The organism is Candidatus Poribacteria bacterium, from assembly GCA_009839745.1.
In the GTDB taxonomy this organism is placed as follows: Bacteria; Poribacteria; WGA-4E; order WGA-4E; family WGA-3G; genus WGA-3G.
Genome location: VXPE01000020.1, coordinates 1 through 15,102 on the forward strand (window position 1 = coordinate 1; position 15,102 = coordinate 15,102).

11 protein-coding genes are annotated in these 15,102 nt (G+C 46.3%); 6 read left to right on the forward strand and 5 right to left on the reverse strand.

Annotation, left to right across the window (positions count from 1 at the left end; translation table 11 throughout):
• Nucleotides 1–106: 106 nt before the first annotated feature.
• From F4X88_02855 to F4X88_02865, 3 genes are all read right to left on the reverse strand, one after another.
• A complete protein-coding gene (locus F4X88_02855; GenBank protein MYA55212.1) occupies nt 107–2,881 on the reverse strand; it encodes an Hsp70 family protein in 2,775 nt (924 codons plus the stop codon).
• Nucleotides 2,878–4,026: a hypothetical protein gene (locus tag F4X88_02860; GenBank protein MYA55213.1), complete on the reverse strand. Its 1,149-nt coding sequence runs from the start codon at nt 4,024–4,026 to the stop codon at nt 2,878–2,880. Before F4X88_02860 ends, F4X88_02855 begins: the two co-directional genes overlap by 4 nt.
• 140 nt (nt 4,027–4,166) lie before the next feature.
• The gene (locus F4X88_02865; protein ID MYA55214.1) at nt 4,167–5,516 is read right to left on the reverse strand and encodes an MBL fold metallo-hydrolase; all 1,350 of its coding nucleotides are present in this window, start codon (nt 5,514–5,516) and stop codon (nt 4,167–4,169) included.
• An 864-nt stretch (nt 5,517–6,380) separates the two neighbouring features.
• Between F4X88_02865 and F4X88_02870 the strand changes: the two genes are divergently transcribed.
• From F4X88_02870 to F4X88_02880, 3 genes are read left to right on the forward strand one after another with little or no spacing between them, the layout of a single operon-like run.
• The gene (locus F4X88_02870; GenBank protein MYA55215.1) at nt 6,381–7,232 is read left to right on the forward strand and encodes a sugar phosphate isomerase/epimerase; all 852 of its coding nucleotides are present in this window, start codon (nt 6,381–6,383) and stop codon (nt 7,230–7,232) included.
• A 58-nt stretch (nt 7,233–7,290) separates the two neighbouring features.
• Nucleotides 7,291–10,245: a M28 family peptidase gene (locus F4X88_02875; GenBank protein MYA55216.1), complete on the forward strand. Its 2,955-nt coding sequence runs from the start codon at nt 7,291–7,293 to the stop codon at nt 10,243–10,245.
• A gap of 45 nt (nt 10,246–10,290) precedes the next feature.
• The gene (locus tag F4X88_02880; GenBank protein MYA55217.1) at nt 10,291–10,548 is read left to right on the forward strand and encodes a hypothetical protein; all 258 of its coding nucleotides are present in this window, start codon (nt 10,291–10,293) and stop codon (nt 10,546–10,548) included.
• A gap of 205 nt (nt 10,549–10,753) precedes the next feature.
• Here F4X88_02880 and F4X88_02885 read toward each other — a convergent pair whose 3' ends face one another.
• The gene (locus F4X88_02885; protein MYA55218.1) at nt 10,754–11,065 is read right to left on the reverse strand and encodes a hypothetical protein; all 312 of its coding nucleotides are present in this window, start codon (nt 11,063–11,065) and stop codon (nt 10,754–10,756) included.
• Between the two features lie 110 nt (nt 11,066–11,175).
• Between F4X88_02885 and F4X88_02890 the strand changes: the two genes are divergently transcribed.
• Nucleotides 11,176–11,634, forward strand: a complete 459-nt coding sequence (locus tag F4X88_02890; protein ID MYA55219.1) for a hypothetical protein — start codon at nt 11,176–11,178, stop codon at nt 11,632–11,634.
• 13 nt (nt 11,635–11,647) lie between these two features.
• Nucleotides 11,648–12,667: an aminoglycoside phosphotransferase family protein gene (locus tag F4X88_02895; protein ID MYA55220.1), complete on the forward strand. Its 1,020-nt coding sequence runs from the start codon at nt 11,648–11,650 to the stop codon at nt 12,665–12,667.
• Between the two features lie 109 nt (nt 12,668–12,776).
• On the opposite strand, the gene F4X88_02900 is transcribed toward F4X88_02895, so the two are convergent.
• A complete protein-coding gene (locus F4X88_02900) occupies nt 12,777–14,057 on the reverse strand; it encodes an IS200/IS605 family element transposase accessory protein TnpB (protein ID MYA55221.1) in 1,281 nt (426 codons plus the stop codon).
• 283 nt (nt 14,058–14,340) lie between these two features.
• On the opposite strand from F4X88_02900, the gene F4X88_02905 reads away from it, so the two are divergent.
• The gene (locus tag F4X88_02905; GenBank protein ID MYA55222.1) at nt 14,341–15,069 is read left to right on the forward strand and encodes a creatininase family protein; all 729 of its coding nucleotides are present in this window, start codon (nt 14,341–14,343) and stop codon (nt 15,067–15,069) included.
• Nucleotides 15,070–15,102: the final 33 nt, after the last annotated feature.

The window sequence follows — 15,102 nt, forward strand, 5'->3', positions numbered from 1 at the left end:
CCTGGGGAAACACCCAAGCAAAAACACCTACAGATTTATTTTCAAACTGGCGTTAACTTATAGATTTTTTCAAACTCACGTTTATAAACTTAAACTTGAAACCGCATTAGTTTTCTGCGCGGATTGCCAGCAGACTCTCTGCTTGCTCCTTGGAGAGTTGAATGCCACGAATCATATTAATGGATATGTCTGCGATTTTTTTAATCGCGTGTATCCGTTGCATGTTCGCCAAATCCGCAAGACTACCATCCGTGCTGGCATTCAAGAAAGGTGCGATGAATCGAATGACATCCTTACTTTTTTCGGACTTGATAATATCCTTTGCACAATCGCGTCGGTCACATATCTCACCAAGGGCATAGATGCCATTCTGCTTTACGTCGTTGTCAAGTTCGGTCTGCAATTGGTCAATGAGAATGGAAATAACCGACTCCAATTCCTGAATTGATAGTGGGGTCTCATGCTCACGACTTCCCATTTTTCCAAATGCCCAATTGATAGCAACGCGATCTGTGTCCTCTCCATATTTCATCAAGCGTTTTAGGTGCTCGAGCGCGTTAACACTGTAACAGCACTTTCCAATAGAATACACTGCAATCGGACGGACTGTAGTGGGAATTTCTGGCGTAATGAGGTTAATGAGATGTGATTCCGCACTCGAGAGTCCCGTTTTCCCAATGGTTTTAATGGCGTTTGTAACAACGTTTTCAATAACTATAGGGTGCATGGACTTAATTTTTTCGGGATGACTCAACGCGGCAGCGGCATCATAAATATCGTAAAGGAGATCTATATCCGAACACAGGTTCGCTAAGTCTCCCAATAACATTATTGTTTTCCCTCTTCCGTAGTTATTAACGTAATTAATATTGTCAAGCAATGGGCTGATAAAGTCCTCAGCATTTGATGCTTCGATAATTCTGACGTGTTGCCGAGTAATCTGCTCGTCAATTATTCTTTTTCGATTGAATTCACTTGTTTTGATGTACTGTGAGATGTTCTTCTTCATCACCATGAGTTCAGGGTGCACCTCCAAGATACTGCCCTGTGATTCAGCTGCCGCTTGAGATCCTGACGGAACGAATGGCTGTTTCGCTCCGGGAATAGATTGCCCCTCTTCTCGCGTATTATCTGTTCGGTCAAATTCGCCCGGATTACGGGTCAACCCATTGGAGGTTTCATCTGCCACAGCAGGTTGGTTAGGATCTATACTTACTGTAAATTTCTGATCTGGGTCTGCTTTCGGCCAGCCTTCTACGCTCATAATACCGCGTTCGTCCACCTGTACCTGCATAAAGACAGGTTCGCCTTTCAAAAGTTGGCGTTGGAACCGAACGGTTCGCTCAAGAATTGGACGATTCGGGGGTTGTGTGTCTTTACCGCTGCCGAGATAAAAAGGGAGCCTTAACGATCGTGAATTCTCGCTGACGTGTAAATTATCAATCGGTTTAGGCTGTGGCAACGGGAGGATTGTGCCGGCTTCAACAAGCGGTTTCACTTTGTCACCATCGATTTCAATATTGATCGTATCGTTGACGATGCGCGAAGGTTTAATACCGCGGTGCAAATCATAGTGGTAAACGACTGCCCCGCGTGCCACTGCTTTATCTGGATCACCGGCTGTAATCGGCGGAAGACCAAAGAGTGTTTCTAAACGTTTTTGGATCGTATGAAATTTTGTCATCCCACCATTCAGCAGCACTGCATCAACATTCGGCACGCTTCCAATTTTCTGTTCAGATTTCCGTAATACATCCAGAATTGGATAGATAATATTATCAGAGTCGGACAATGTATCCAGTTGATTCACAGCATCTAACGTGAGACTTGGAGCTAGGAGAGGTTCGACGATGTCCTCATATTCAGAAAGTGTCAAATCGTATTGAAATACCTGATTTTCAAAGGGTGTCTTGATGATTTCGGTTTCGACGAACTCCGGATCAAATGACTTCGGATCCAGATATCCCATTAACGCGCCGTTCTCAATTTCACTGCTTAAGTCAACTTTGGCTTGCTCAGCATATTCTCGGAATTCGCTTTTGAGCATATTCATCTGAGAATCGTCAAAGTCATTTGGCAATCTGTCTGCATACACCTCCCAAAAGTGGTCTGCAAGTTTCTGATCGAAATCATCTCCACCGATTTGCGTATAGCGTGATATTGCCAGATCTTCAATGTTCAATGTGTGTTGCTCTTGCTGGTAGGAAACGTTATGTAAAGAGACATCCAGTGTTCCGCCCCCTAAATCAAAAACCAGAACAGTCTGGGGTTCGTGGAAACTAATGCGTGTCTCTGGAATCTCGCCCTTGTTTTGTCTGTTAACAAAGTCATACAGTGCAGCACGGGGTTCATCAAGTAGAATATCCCGCGGACTGCCATCATCCTCTTGTGTGCGGAATCCCGCGAGTCTTGCTGCTTCAATGGTGGCTTCCCGCATGTCAGAATCAAAGGAAGCTGGAACGGTGATAACAACGTCATCAGGTACAAAACCGAATAGAGATTCTGCACTGGCAGCGAGATGCGTAAGAATTTGCGATGAAATTACTGCGGGATTGTAGGTACTCCCATCAAAATCAAACGCTGTCTGTGTCCCCATCTCACTCTTAATAGACTTCACAACTCGATTTGTCCGACCGATCATCGTTTTGGCGTATTCACCCACAATAGGCGAACCTCCCTCCTTGAAATAGACGCACGACGGTAACAGTTCTTTTTTCCCTGTTCCACCGCGTTCTATCATCATTCTAACCTCCACGATTTTCGTTTCCAACTGATTTGTTTGTGGGTTAAGAGAACCCCATGCCATTACCGAATTGGTAGTTCCTAAGTCAATGCCAATATAATAGTTTCGCCGGTCAGTAGGTTTGATATTAGGTTTCATGATGTGACCTCCTTGACTTTAGGTTTAGAAATAAGTGTGTTGCCATAGATCCAACCTGCCGATTGGATTTCAACCGTTTTGCGTTCGTCTGGGTCTTCCCAACTGGACCCTGTGTACTCATATTCATCAGATTCACTGAGCGTTATCACTTTTTGCTGACCCACAACTGCTTTAGGACGGATCCCTTGTGCCTTAACAAAGCGGGTAAACATACGGATCAGAGTGGGAATTAACTCAATGTCTTGCGGGATTTCGGTTCCCTGTTTTTTTAGTTGTCTGACTAATAAATCTGCTTTTAGGAACTGGTCCAGCAAATTACTGTGCTGTCCTGAATTCATCTCTTGGAAAAATGTAATGACAACCTCCTGTTTTGCTTCATCTCGGATGTGCTCTATCTCCTCCTGAAGTGCCTCCAGCTGGTGCTGGGCGATCTCTGCAGCGGCGCGTAGATCGTCGTTTTCATGAGCGATCTGCTCTTGTTCTGAAAAGGATTTGATATTGGCATCATCTATCAATTCACTTTCACGCGTTAAAGATTGTATCAGGGATCTAGTTCCTGCGATGCCTCCAATAACTCGCTCGTGTGCGGACTTCTTCTTCACGAATCCCTTTTCTATAGCGATGAGTTCCACGATCTCCTGCAATAGTGCTTTCGCCTGGTTGAAATTTGCCAACCGGGCAGTCTTCTCCAGCAAAGATTTATAGATAACTGCGTCAGGGATCTCAGTGCTAAAGACGTAGAGGATCGCCTTATGTGCTAGCCGTGGGCGTCCATCTCCTACAGATTTAACCTGTTCATACAGGGCTCTGCAGTCGTATGCGTCTGTGTTTTTGAAGACAAAGTCCTGTAAATCCTGCGCGGTCTGGGTTACCCGTTTTGTCCATTCTATACGTTTTTCCTGCCCCTCGAATCGGTTGCGCCCGTGAAGTTGATTGTCTTCCAACCAGTGGTCTACACGAAAAGGTAGTTCGCTAACGCCCATATTTTTCTTTACTTGCGTTACCAATTGTGTCGTCGAATCTTCGGGGGCGTTGAGGACTGCCCGTATCATCTCTGTACTGTTCGTATGCTTGATTCGGGCCTGACCTTGACTGTTGGCTTTATGATGATATTTCTGTATCAATTGGCTGATTTGGTGTTCCATATTGCATCTCCAAAATTTTGTTACGACGGATGCCCTGTCCGAAAATTTAACAGGGCTTCGGTAGGCAGTTGAGCGGACGAGGGAACCTCGTCCCTACGAACCGGTTTTCGTTAATGAGCAGCGTTTATTCAGAAATGATATTAGAAATAGATCGGTGTCCCGTTGTTTGCTTGATACACTTCTATTCGGTTTTGAAACCGCCGGCATGTCTCTCTATGGATGTTAACAGCGGTTTTATATTGCGGACAACCGTGAACGAAAATAACCTTTTTCGGGGTTACCCGTTCAATCAGCGAAAGAATCCCTTCACTGCCTGTATGTGCGGAGAGGCGATATGTATCCACGTCTGCATGAGCAGGAATATCTCTCTCATTGATTCGGAAACGTTGTCCCTTACTCTCATGCAGTCGTTCCAACTTTCGACCTGGGCTTTCCTCGTCGAGGTAACCGCTAAAAAAAACAGCATTTCTCGGGTCCGGCAGCAGTTCTTCTGCATACCTTGCTGACATACTGTTATCAAGCAACATCCCAGAACTCGCAATGATAACACCATTAAAAGTATCCAAGGCATCAATAAAATCTTTGGGGGCCTTCTCAAGTTCATACCCAAACAATTTTACATCATTATCCTCGTAAATATCGCAAGCGATCTGTGCCAGCCCATCAATATAGATAGGAAAAGGTTTTAAGTGTCCATCACGAATTAGATCCCGTAGGATTAACGCGAGTTCTTGACTTCTTCCAATAGCAAACGCAGGAATCAAAATTGTTCCGCCACCATCTAAACAGCGATCAATTTTCTGAGCAAAGTGTTCTCGTTCTTCATCAATATCCCCTACATAAAGGCTTTCTTGATACCCGTATGTTGACTCAGTAATCAGTAAATCAACATCCAAATCGTCAGGGAGTTGATACTTAGGGACTGTGAGTTGGTCAAACGGAGTAAAGTCACCTGTAAATAGAATATTGCCTGCATCGGATTCTATGTAAACCATGGATGCTCCAAGGATATGACCCGCAGGAAAAAAAGTGATTTGACACGTTTCACACGTAATTGGAGAATGCCATGCTATCGGCGTAATATTTTCAATTGCGCGTTGAACCCTCAGGGCATTGAATGCTTTAACTCTCGGAAAATCAACCAATTCCTCACGACTAAAAGTCGCGGAAGTTAAAGATTGATTCAGTTGTAGGTCTACAATCTCTCGCGTCGGTAAAGTTGCATACATCGGGACATCCTGTGCTTCCTCAACAACAAACGGTAACGCACCGATATGATCAATATGTCCATGGGAAAGTAGGATTCCATCCAACTCCCATAAACCATCAAGGAGATTTTCAAGATAAAGCGAATGAAAGCGTGGATATATAGAGTCAGTGTGCAAACGAATGCCCGCATCTAAAAGGAACTTCGCTCCATTTAACTGAATAAAATAACAACTCGCGCCGATTTCGTTACCGCCACCGACTGGAAAAAAGAGGTTGCGCATATCTCTAATAAGCGTTGGCACTTCAAAGTAGTTTTGGGATTGGTTAAAATGGGTATAACAAATTATTTTACAATGGCTGTCTACTTGATAGACTATGGTACCTGACAGTAAGGAAAAAGTCAAGTTTTTTGTGATCTCTGGGACTTATACACATTTTGAAGAAACCCCAAGCAAAAACCCCCGCTGGGCTACATGAAGAACGAGGCTGGAAACCGTCCACCAAAGGTAAAAAATTAATTTGCAGTTTTTAATCAAATATATTATCATAAATAAGGTAAATCAAATTAAGGGACACTCCCGTGAAATTCAATCGATGTGTTAGTATTAATTCAACAAAACGATAGTTTCACAGTATCCCTAAACTTTTGGGGTCTGGGGTCCTCAAAAAGAGGGCATATCCCTGTCTATCAAACGCTCTGGTTCGTAGTCGTGTGATTTATCACATGTCTGCGGAAGGTCCAAGACAATCGAAGGCGAAGAAAAAGTGGCAGGAAGCCCGAACGCGCTTCCTGCCGAATACCAATACTGCCTGTCGTGATTCGGAGATCCCTCCTATCCAAGAACCCAACACACAAAAATTAATGGGCGAGGAAACCCCGCCCCTACGGGTTCGAGCCCTTCGGGAAACTCGGAATTTATTTCTTAATATTGCTAAAAAAGTTGAAATGCTTTTCAATTTGTGCTAAACTGCAAAAAATAGTACACATTCCAGTACATGTTATACCATTTCTAAGAGATTACATCGCATTGACAGATCGCCTCAAAGACTGCACAGGCTAACAGCCTATGCTACAAAGAGCTCGTTTATTGAAGCATTTTCAATCAGAAATGGTATTATTCAGTTATTAAGGAGAACACTATAGAATGCCAAAGTTTGGTGTAAATTTATTACTCTGGGCGGATAAGTTTGATAGAGAAACCGCAGACCTCATCCCTAAAGTTGCTGAAATGGGGTTCGATGGTGTCGAAATTCCGATCTTTGATCCTGATACAGTCGATATCCCGTATACGCAAGGATTGCTGAAGGATACCGGCTTAGACCCCATCGGGTGTAATATCATGGCAGGGGACAGGAATCCTATCGATGAAGACCCGACAATTCGAGAAAACGGAAGAACCTATCTCAAGCGGTGTTGTGAAATTGTTGCCGAATTGGGGGCAGATACGCTCGTTGGACCGATGTATAGTGCTGTCGGCACACTCGTTGGACGCGGTAGAAACAAACAGGAGTGGGACTGGTGTGTTGAAGGTTTGCAAGACGTTTGCGAATTCGCTGGAAAATGCGGCGTTACGCTCGCCAGTGAACCGCTCAACCGATTTGAAACCTATTTCATCAATATCGCTGCAGATGCTGTTAAACTGTGTGAAGCCGTGGATAGTCCATATTTCAAGGTGCATCTGGACACTTTCCACATGAACATTGAAGAAAAAAATCAGGCGGATGCGATTATCGCGACCGGCGATTTCTTACATCACGTTCACTGCTGTGAAAACGATCGCGGCACGCCAGGCACAGGACTTGTGGATTGGGACGGGGTCTTCGGTGCGCTTGCCGAGGTTAATTACGACAAATGGCTCGTGATTGAATCGTTTACGCCGGCAGTCAAGGAAATCGCTGCTGCGACTTGCATCTGGCGCGATATCGCACCGAGTGCGGAGAGCCTCGCGATAGATGGACTGGCGTTTCTGAAAGAGAAAGCAGCGCAATATCTATAGCATCACTACGTTCTAATTTAAAAAAGCGGGAGGAATTGAGATGTGTTACATCAAAGCGATGGGGTTTCTGTGGACAATACTCTTTGCTGTTTTTCTAACGGGTGATGTCGTGGCTCAGGACACTCCATCGAATGACACAGAAGCTAATGCTGTTGACGAGTCCCAATTTCTCAGCAATGCCCGACAACTCACTTATGATGGAAAGCGCGCTGGCGAGGGATATTTCTCCGAAGACGGCAACGCGCTCATCTTCCAGACTGAACGCGAATCGGATAATCCGTTCTATCAAATCTATCTTTTAGACTTGCTAACAGGTGATACGCATCGCGTCTCAACGGGTGTGGGGAAGACGACTTGTGCGTTTTTCCGTCCAGGGACGGATGAAGTGCTTTACGCCTCGACCCACCACGATGCTTTTGCAAAAGCGAAACAGGAAGAGGAACTGAAATTCCGGGCATCGGGAAAAGAGAGACGCTACAGTTGGGATTACGATGAAAAGATGGACATCTTCTCGGCGAACCGAGATGGCAGTAACCTCAAACAACTGACAGACGCACCCGGCTATGATGCTGAAGCCTCATATTCGCCTGATGGTAAATATATCGTTTTCTGTTCGCTGCGGAACGCATATCCCAAAAGCCGCCTCTCCCCAAAGGAGCTGAAGCAGTTTGAGGTGGATCCCGCCTATTTCGGCGAAATTTATATCATGAACGCCGATGGATCCGATCAAATTCAATTGACGGATTCACCGGGCTATGATGGGGGTCCCTTCTTCACACCCGATGGTGAGCATATCGTCTGGCGACACTTTACATCTGATGGCAGTCAAGCAGACATCTACACAATGCGGATAGATGGCTCAAGTGTGCGGCGGCTTACCGATTTCGATAGCATGTCTTGGGCACCCTACTTTCATCCGAGTGGTGCTTACGTTATCTTTGCGTCTAACAAACTTGGATTCTCTAATTTTGAGCTATATCTCGTGGATGGGAGAGGTAGGCATGAGCCCGTCCGGGTAACCACAACTGATGGGTTTGACGGACTTCCTGTCTTTTCACCGGATGGCAGTCGTTTGTGTTGGACCTCGAATCGGAACAGTCAAGAGGTTTCGCAACTTTACCTTGCCGACTGGAATCATGAAGCTGCCCTGGATGCGGTTACGTCGGCGCCGAGGAATCCTAATTCATTTGTGCCTTCCGTCCAAACGGTTTCCGATTTGAAACCTTCTAAAAAAACGAGTATCCGTCAACATATTGAATTTCTTGCCGACGATGCCCTTGAAGGTAGAATGACGGGTTCAGACGGCGCGAAACGTGCAGCCGAGCATATCGCCTCCCAATTTGAAGAACTTGGTCTCACGCCTGTTGGTGATGCAGAGCGTTCCTTACGAGGATTTGGGCAAACCTTTGAATTCACCGCGGGTAGGCGGATTATATCTGAGGAAAACCGGTTCTCTATCACACGTCAGGTGCATGGTGCCGAACAGGAATTAGAATTCAGCGTGGAACAGGACTTTCAGCCGCTCTCTTTCTCCCGTAACGGTGTCGTTGAAGGCGAAGTCGTCTTTGTTGGGTATGGACTCACCGTCCCTGGCGAGTTAGGTGAAGGGTATGACGCTTATGCGGGATTAGATGTGAAGGACAAAATTGTCGTAGCACTCCGTTATGTTCCGGAATCGGTTGAACCCGAACGCCGCCAAGAACTGAATCGGTATGCGGGACTCCGATACAAGGCGATGCAAGCACGGGAACATGGTGCAAAGGCGTTTCTTGTCGTGGCGGGTCCGAACTCCCCTAACGCAGGTAAATTGATTCCGCTTGACTTCGATAGTAGCCTTGCTGATTCTGGGATTGTCGCTGCGTCCATAAGTGATACCGTGGCAAATGCGCTCTTTGCACCGTCGGATAAAAACCTAAAAGATGTTCAATCGGGACTCGATGTGGAGAATCCGCACTTCCTTGGACAATTTCTGTTGCCCGATGTCACAGTCAAAATTGTCGTTTCTGTTGAGAAGGTTAAGAAAACGGACAAAAATGTGGTGGCTCTGCTCCCACCCACGCAATTAACAGACGACATCGAGTATGTCGTTGTCGGTGCGCACTATGATCATATCGGTTACGGTGAAATCGGCTCCCTTGCGGGAAAGGACGAAGCGGGACAGATTCATAACGGGGCAGATGACAACGCCTCCGGCACGGCTGTTGTTTTAGAATTGGCGGCGACCCTCAGTGAAGCCGCGCAAGCACATCCCGAAAAATTTAACAGAGGCGTTATCTTCGCACTCTGGTCGGGCGAGGAACTCGGACTCATCGGTTCCACCCACTTCGTCAACGATCCCGTTGTTCCTTTAGACAAAGTGGTGGCATACGTCAATTTTGATATGGTCGGACGACTCCGTGAAAACAAACTCATCTTGCAAGGTGTCGGTTCGTCCTCTGTGTGGACGAAACTCATTGAAAAGCGGAATGTTCCGATTGGTTTCAATCTAACCTTACAAACGGATCCGTATTTGCCAACAGATGTAACTGCCTTCTATCCGAAAGAGGTGCCGGTCCTGAGTTTCTTCACTGGGGGACACGAAGACTATAACCGTCCAACAGATGATATAGAGACCCTCAATTATGAGGGACTGGAACGGATCTCTCAATTCGCGCACGGTATTGTTTTAGATGTCGTTCATACCCCTGAACGTCCGGAATATGTTGCGGTAGAACGGAGCGAATCGGAAGGTGGGAGCCGCGATACCCTGCGTGCCTATCTTGGTACGATTCCCGACTATACGACGGAAGGCACGGGTGTTAAACTCTCTGGGGTTCGCGCCGGGGGTCCCGCCGATAAGGCAGGCTTGAAGGGTGGCGATGTTATTTTGGAATTTGGCGGACAGCAGATCGCGAACATCTACGACTATACCTATGCCCTTGATGCTGTGAAAATTGGGGAACCTGTCGAAGTTGTTGTGCTACGAGATGGAGAACAGGTAACACTGACGGTTACGCCTGAGGCACGGAATTGATTTTACGCTGAAATTTATTTTATTTTTAACACGAAAGTTTTTAGATTGGTGATATGCGTATCGCTTTCACTCTCAGTCGCGTTGCTGTCCGGTTATGAAGCAGTAGGATCAACAGATCCGGTTATGGTTCGGGATGCAATCGATGCAATTACGAACTACGAAGGTGCCACGAGTATTTCTCGTTTCGATGAGCACCGCCATCCTGTCAAAAGCGTCGGTGTCCTCCAAATTACTAACGGAGCAGTCCAGCCTTACAAAGTCATAGGAACGGAGACAGTGTTCAAAATTAGTGGGCCTGAGTAAGTTCAACGCGTAGAACGAAAAGCGCGCTGCGATGGATTTTCAAACTTTGTCGCAGCGCGCTTTACTTCTTTAAAGAACTATGGTAGATCCCGTAATTACTTGGATACTCGTGTCATAGGGTGAATTGTGAGGTTACGTCTCACGCTGTCACAGGAGACCAACGGTTTCCTATGCCACAAAAATATCCACTATAAATCAGTTTTCGTTACTCAAATGCGAGATGTGCGACGACACCGGCATGATCGGAGGGCCACAACCCAGAGGATAGCTTGTCTTCGGGCTTATCCCCTATCGTGGATGTCATAACAGCAGTCGGGGGATCCAGGTTTCGGACAAAAATCTGGTCAATCCGCTTACGGTGTTCGCTTGCCTCATTCTGAAGTGCCTTGTCTTGACAGCAGGTGTAGCCGGTCCCATGGGAATCGAGCTGCCATGTGTCAACATATTCTGCGGCAAGTAACATCTGGTAAGCGTCCCCATCGGGAGCAGGTGCATTGAAATCGCCTAATAAGATCATTGGCAATGTTTCACTAATACGTCAAATGAAATTCTCGCGAAACCTTCTTTTTGTTTTCCTTGACATTTGCTTACTTTTCCACTATACTACAATCAGTTTATAGAAAATGCATGGAGGTATGCACCATCGTGAAATTCTACTATCAACCCTGTTCATATCGTTGGAAATTAGTGTTCGTAACGCTTTTGACAACCCTATCACTTCTTGTAGGATGCAGTCAAAAAGCGAGTGTTCCAGAGACTGGAGAAATGACATCGCTCACCGGGACAATTGTTGAAATCGACGACCACGGCAACGCTGTCACCGACCTCAACATCGCTCCATTTACCGAACGTGGTTGGAAACTTGAGGACACGCTTGAAGCGACGTTTGCAACAGGGCAAAAAATTCAGATCAAATTTGTTGAAAACTATGGAGATGTTCCCGAAGGGGATTATTTAGGACGGTTTTCGACCTCTACTCATCAGTTCAAGATTGCGATTAATATGGGAAATATCGCTGAATCTTTGCAGTTGAAGAGCGACAGCAAGGTGGTTCTTCAGAAAGTCGCGGCATCTGCAACGAATTGAGTAAATTCCACTCATGAAAGTTGACAACGCTTTTGATAAATCGGAATTACTGCAACATCTCAAGACTGCCTACGCGCTGCCTTTGCAGTCCATAACCTTTTTTTCTGAAGGTGAGGACAGTTACGGCTACATCGTGGGGTCCGAAACAGGCGAAAAGTATTTTGCCAAAGCGTCTACCTCTGTCCCGGATTCCTGCTTGCGGGTTGCGTCGCTTCTGCGGCACCGATGCAATATATCGGGTGTTGTCGCTCCGTTGGAAACATCGGACGGCATCCTGAGTATCCCATGGCACGGTTTTCGCGTCTCGCTGTTTCCGTTCATTGAAGGCAAAAGTCGTTGGGACTTGTGGAAGATCGGAAAAGACTTCACGGATACAGAACTCAGTCAGACGGCGGTCCTGTTAGCGACACTTCACCGTTCCATAGATGCGATCGATCCGAGTTGCCTTCCAGTAGCAAAGTATGACTTGCCGCTACGGCATGAACTTTACACGGCACTTGAGGCTTCTGGAAAAACGATCCCTTCTCAGAATCAATACCAAAAACGACTGCTTGCGGCACTCGCCGAGCACCGATCTGCCGTTTTGGAAACCCTTGACCGATACGATACCCTGGGACATTCGGCAACCACCCAACAAACGCCTTTTGTGGTTACACACGGCGACCCGACGCCGGGCAATCTCATTTTGGATACCGAAAACCGACTGCATTTGATCGATTGGGATGGTGTCTGCCTCGGTCCGCCTGAAAAAGACTTAGTCTCTTTCACAGGTGAGCGGTTTGAAGTGGTTTTGGAGCGGTATCTCACGGAGAGACACAATGAGGTCTCTCTACATGCGGACATTTTCGGTTTTTATATCTATGAATGGACGCTCAATGAAATCCGAGATTACAGCACTAAAATCCTGTTTAAAAATAAGGATACACAACAGAACGAATATGACTGGGAAAGTTTGCAAGACTATCTACCGCCAGACCGGAAGTCGATGGAAGATGGAATTGCAGCTATTCGAGACACACTCGACAACGGATAACTGTAGGAGCGAACTGTGCCTCGCGATGCGTTACCAAAACCCGTAGCCCATAATGAAATGGCGGGGTTTTTGATAGGGTGTTTCTTCAGATAGGTCAATGTACCCAAGCCTAAAGACTTGGGCTTGTCAGGAGTCCATCAAACAATAGGAGTTGTTTGGCGTTCTCTAAGCCCGCGTCTTGTGCTTTGTTCGTGTTTCTCGTTTCATAGAGGTTGGTAACCCAACGCTCTCCACAATGGGCGCAAGCCGCCCGTAAAAGTATGTTTATCGCAGCGTTGTGGTCTCGGTCTAAAGACGTATCACAAAAACTACAATTAAAAGTTCGTATAGCCAGCGAAAGTTTCTTTGGCGACTTCCTACCACAACAGGAGCAAGTTTGCGAAGTATTCTTTGGGTCGACTTGATGGAAATGGAAACCGTCTCTTTCGGCTATGTTCCCACACCACTCAAAGAAGGTTGCCCAAGACGCGTCGCTGATGCTCTTGCTGAGGTATTTGTTCTTTACCATGTTGGATACGCTTAAATCCTCTGCCACTAAAACATTTTTTTCTTTGTGGTGGTAGAGTTTATAGACGAGTTTACCAATAAAGTCTTTGCGTTTGTTAGCAGTTCGCTCATGGTGTAAAGCGAGTTTATGGTGTTGTTTCTTTCTTCGGTTGCTCCCTTTTTTCTTTCGAGAAAGGGTTTTGGAGTGTTTTCGCAGTAAACCTTCTGCTTGGCGATACCAGCGAGGATTATCCTCTTTTTCGCCTTCAGAGGTCGTCAGATAGTGTGTCGTGCCAACGTCAACTGCCAGAGCGTCAGTCGGTTCAACTTTTGGCGTGTTGGGTATCTCGCAGACGATATAGGTATACCAGCCACTCGCTTTTTTGACGATCGTGACCTCTTTGGGGTCTCCTTGGAGAGGACGGTGCATACGTATCTTGACTTCACCGAGTTTTGGCACTTTCAAACGATTATGACGAAAATCGGTTTCTATTATCGGATTTTGGCGGACACGTTTGAATCCGCCTGTGCTTTTGTCCTTGATTTTGTGTTTTCGCAAGCACCATGTCAGAGAACGCACACGCGTTTTGTAGCGAGGGTAGCCTTTTTTCGCTGCGCCTTCTTTGCAACGTCTGCGGAACGCATCAAAGGCTTTGTCAACGCGCTTGAGGACAGAAACTTGAAAGTCTTGAGGCACGGCGCGAAAATCGTCATATTTCTCACGCGCTGCTGTCAAAAGTTTCTCTTGCTCACCTTGAGAAACAAAACGCCCCTCTTCCTCGTAGGTATACTTGCGATTGTTGCGGGCAGCGTTCTGAAGTTCACAGAGGTGGTCAAGCCACTTAAACAATGTTGTTTCCTGTGTTTTTGTAGGATACACAGGGTTTCTAAAGGTTAATTTCATGGATTATCAGGTATCAGGCGTTTATCCCCTACTAAGTGGGAGGCAAGCACATTGCCAAGTGGCAACGCTTAGTATGCTTGCCAACCTGATATTCTAATTATACCACATTTTCAACCGAAAGTCAAATCTTTTTGATAGGCGTTTGGTCTAATTCAATAGGGCGAGCATTCCTCCCAACCCTAAAGGGTAGGGCTTCCTGCTCGTTTAATCTCGTGAAACGCATCCTATCACTAAACGCTCTTTATTACTCCGCAAGGTAAAATTAAAAAATGGAGGTTAGACAATGTCTGAAATCAAATCCGTGTTACTTTGGGAAAATCAGCGGCGATATGTCCGAGAAGCGATTGATGCTGGCACACTTAAGGGAGCGATTATTCCGACGGGCAGCACAGAGCAACATAACGAACATTTGGCGATGTATCACGATACGCAAAGTGCGGTGTATGTCTCCAAATTGGCGGCTGAAAAGTTGTTCCCACGGGTTATCGTCACAACGCCCTTAGCAATCGGTGTGTCGGAACACTGGATGGATCACAAAGGCACGCTCACGCTCCGCCCAGAGGTCTTTGGTGAGGTGCTTTATGACGTTGCTGATAGTATGCGTCGACACGGGATTGAGAATATCTTGATTGTCAATGGGCATGCGGGAAATTCCGGTCCGGTGCATGAGCGGTTAGATGGCTACCGAGAGAAACTCGGCATCAATATCGAATATCATTCCTATTGGGAAGCATATGATGAAGAGCTGGTCAAAACACAGATGGAATCCGGGGTATGTCCTGGGCACGCGGCGGAATTCGAGACAGCCTTCGCCCTCGCAGCTTTCGCAGAAAACGTTGATTGGAACGGTGTGGATTACGACAGTGCAAAACTCACTATCTCAGATACAGGACAAGCGAAGTCTGACCGGGAATATCACCATCAGGCAAAATTGGCGACAGTCGAAAAGGGACAAGCGATGATTGATGTTGCTGTGGATTGGGTCGCGGCACGGATGGACTCAATGCTTTAATGGTTGTCGGTTAAAAGTTTGCAAGTGTACTAA

Excerpts from the sequence above, each read along its gene's own strand:
- F4X88_02855 (MYA55212.1), bottom strand. The coding sequence starts at position 2,881 with ATGAAACCTAATATCAAACCTACTGACCGGCGAAACTATTATATTGGC.
- F4X88_02860 (MYA55213.1), bottom strand. The coding sequence starts at position 4,026 with ATGGAACACCAAATCAGCCAATTGATACAGAAATATCATCATAAAGCC.
- F4X88_02865 (MYA55214.1), bottom strand. The coding sequence starts at position 5,516 with ATGCGCAACCTCTTTTTTCCAGTCGGTGGCGGTAACGAAATCGGCGCG.
- F4X88_02870 (MYA55215.1), top strand. The coding sequence starts at position 6,381 with ATGCCAAAGTTTGGTGTAAATTTATTACTCTGGGCGGATAAGTTTGAT.
- F4X88_02875 (MYA55216.1), top strand. The coding sequence starts at position 7,291 with ATGGGGTTTCTGTGGACAATACTCTTTGCTGTTTTTCTAACGGGTGAT.
- F4X88_02885 (MYA55218.1), bottom strand. The coding sequence starts at position 11,065 with ATGATCTTATTAGGCGATTTCAATGCACCTGCTCCCGATGGGGACGCT.
- F4X88_02890 (MYA55219.1), top strand. The coding sequence starts at position 11,176 with ATGGAGGTATGCACCATCGTGAAATTCTACTATCAACCCTGTTCATAT.
- F4X88_02895 (MYA55220.1), top strand. The coding sequence starts at position 11,648 with ATGAAAGTTGACAACGCTTTTGATAAATCGGAATTACTGCAACATCTC.
- F4X88_02900 (MYA55221.1), bottom strand. The coding sequence starts at position 14,057 with ATGAAATTAACCTTTAGAAACCCTGTGTATCCTACAAAAACACAGGAA.
- F4X88_02905 (MYA55222.1), top strand. The coding sequence starts at position 14,341 with ATGTCTGAAATCAAATCCGTGTTACTTTGGGAAAATCAGCGGCGATAT.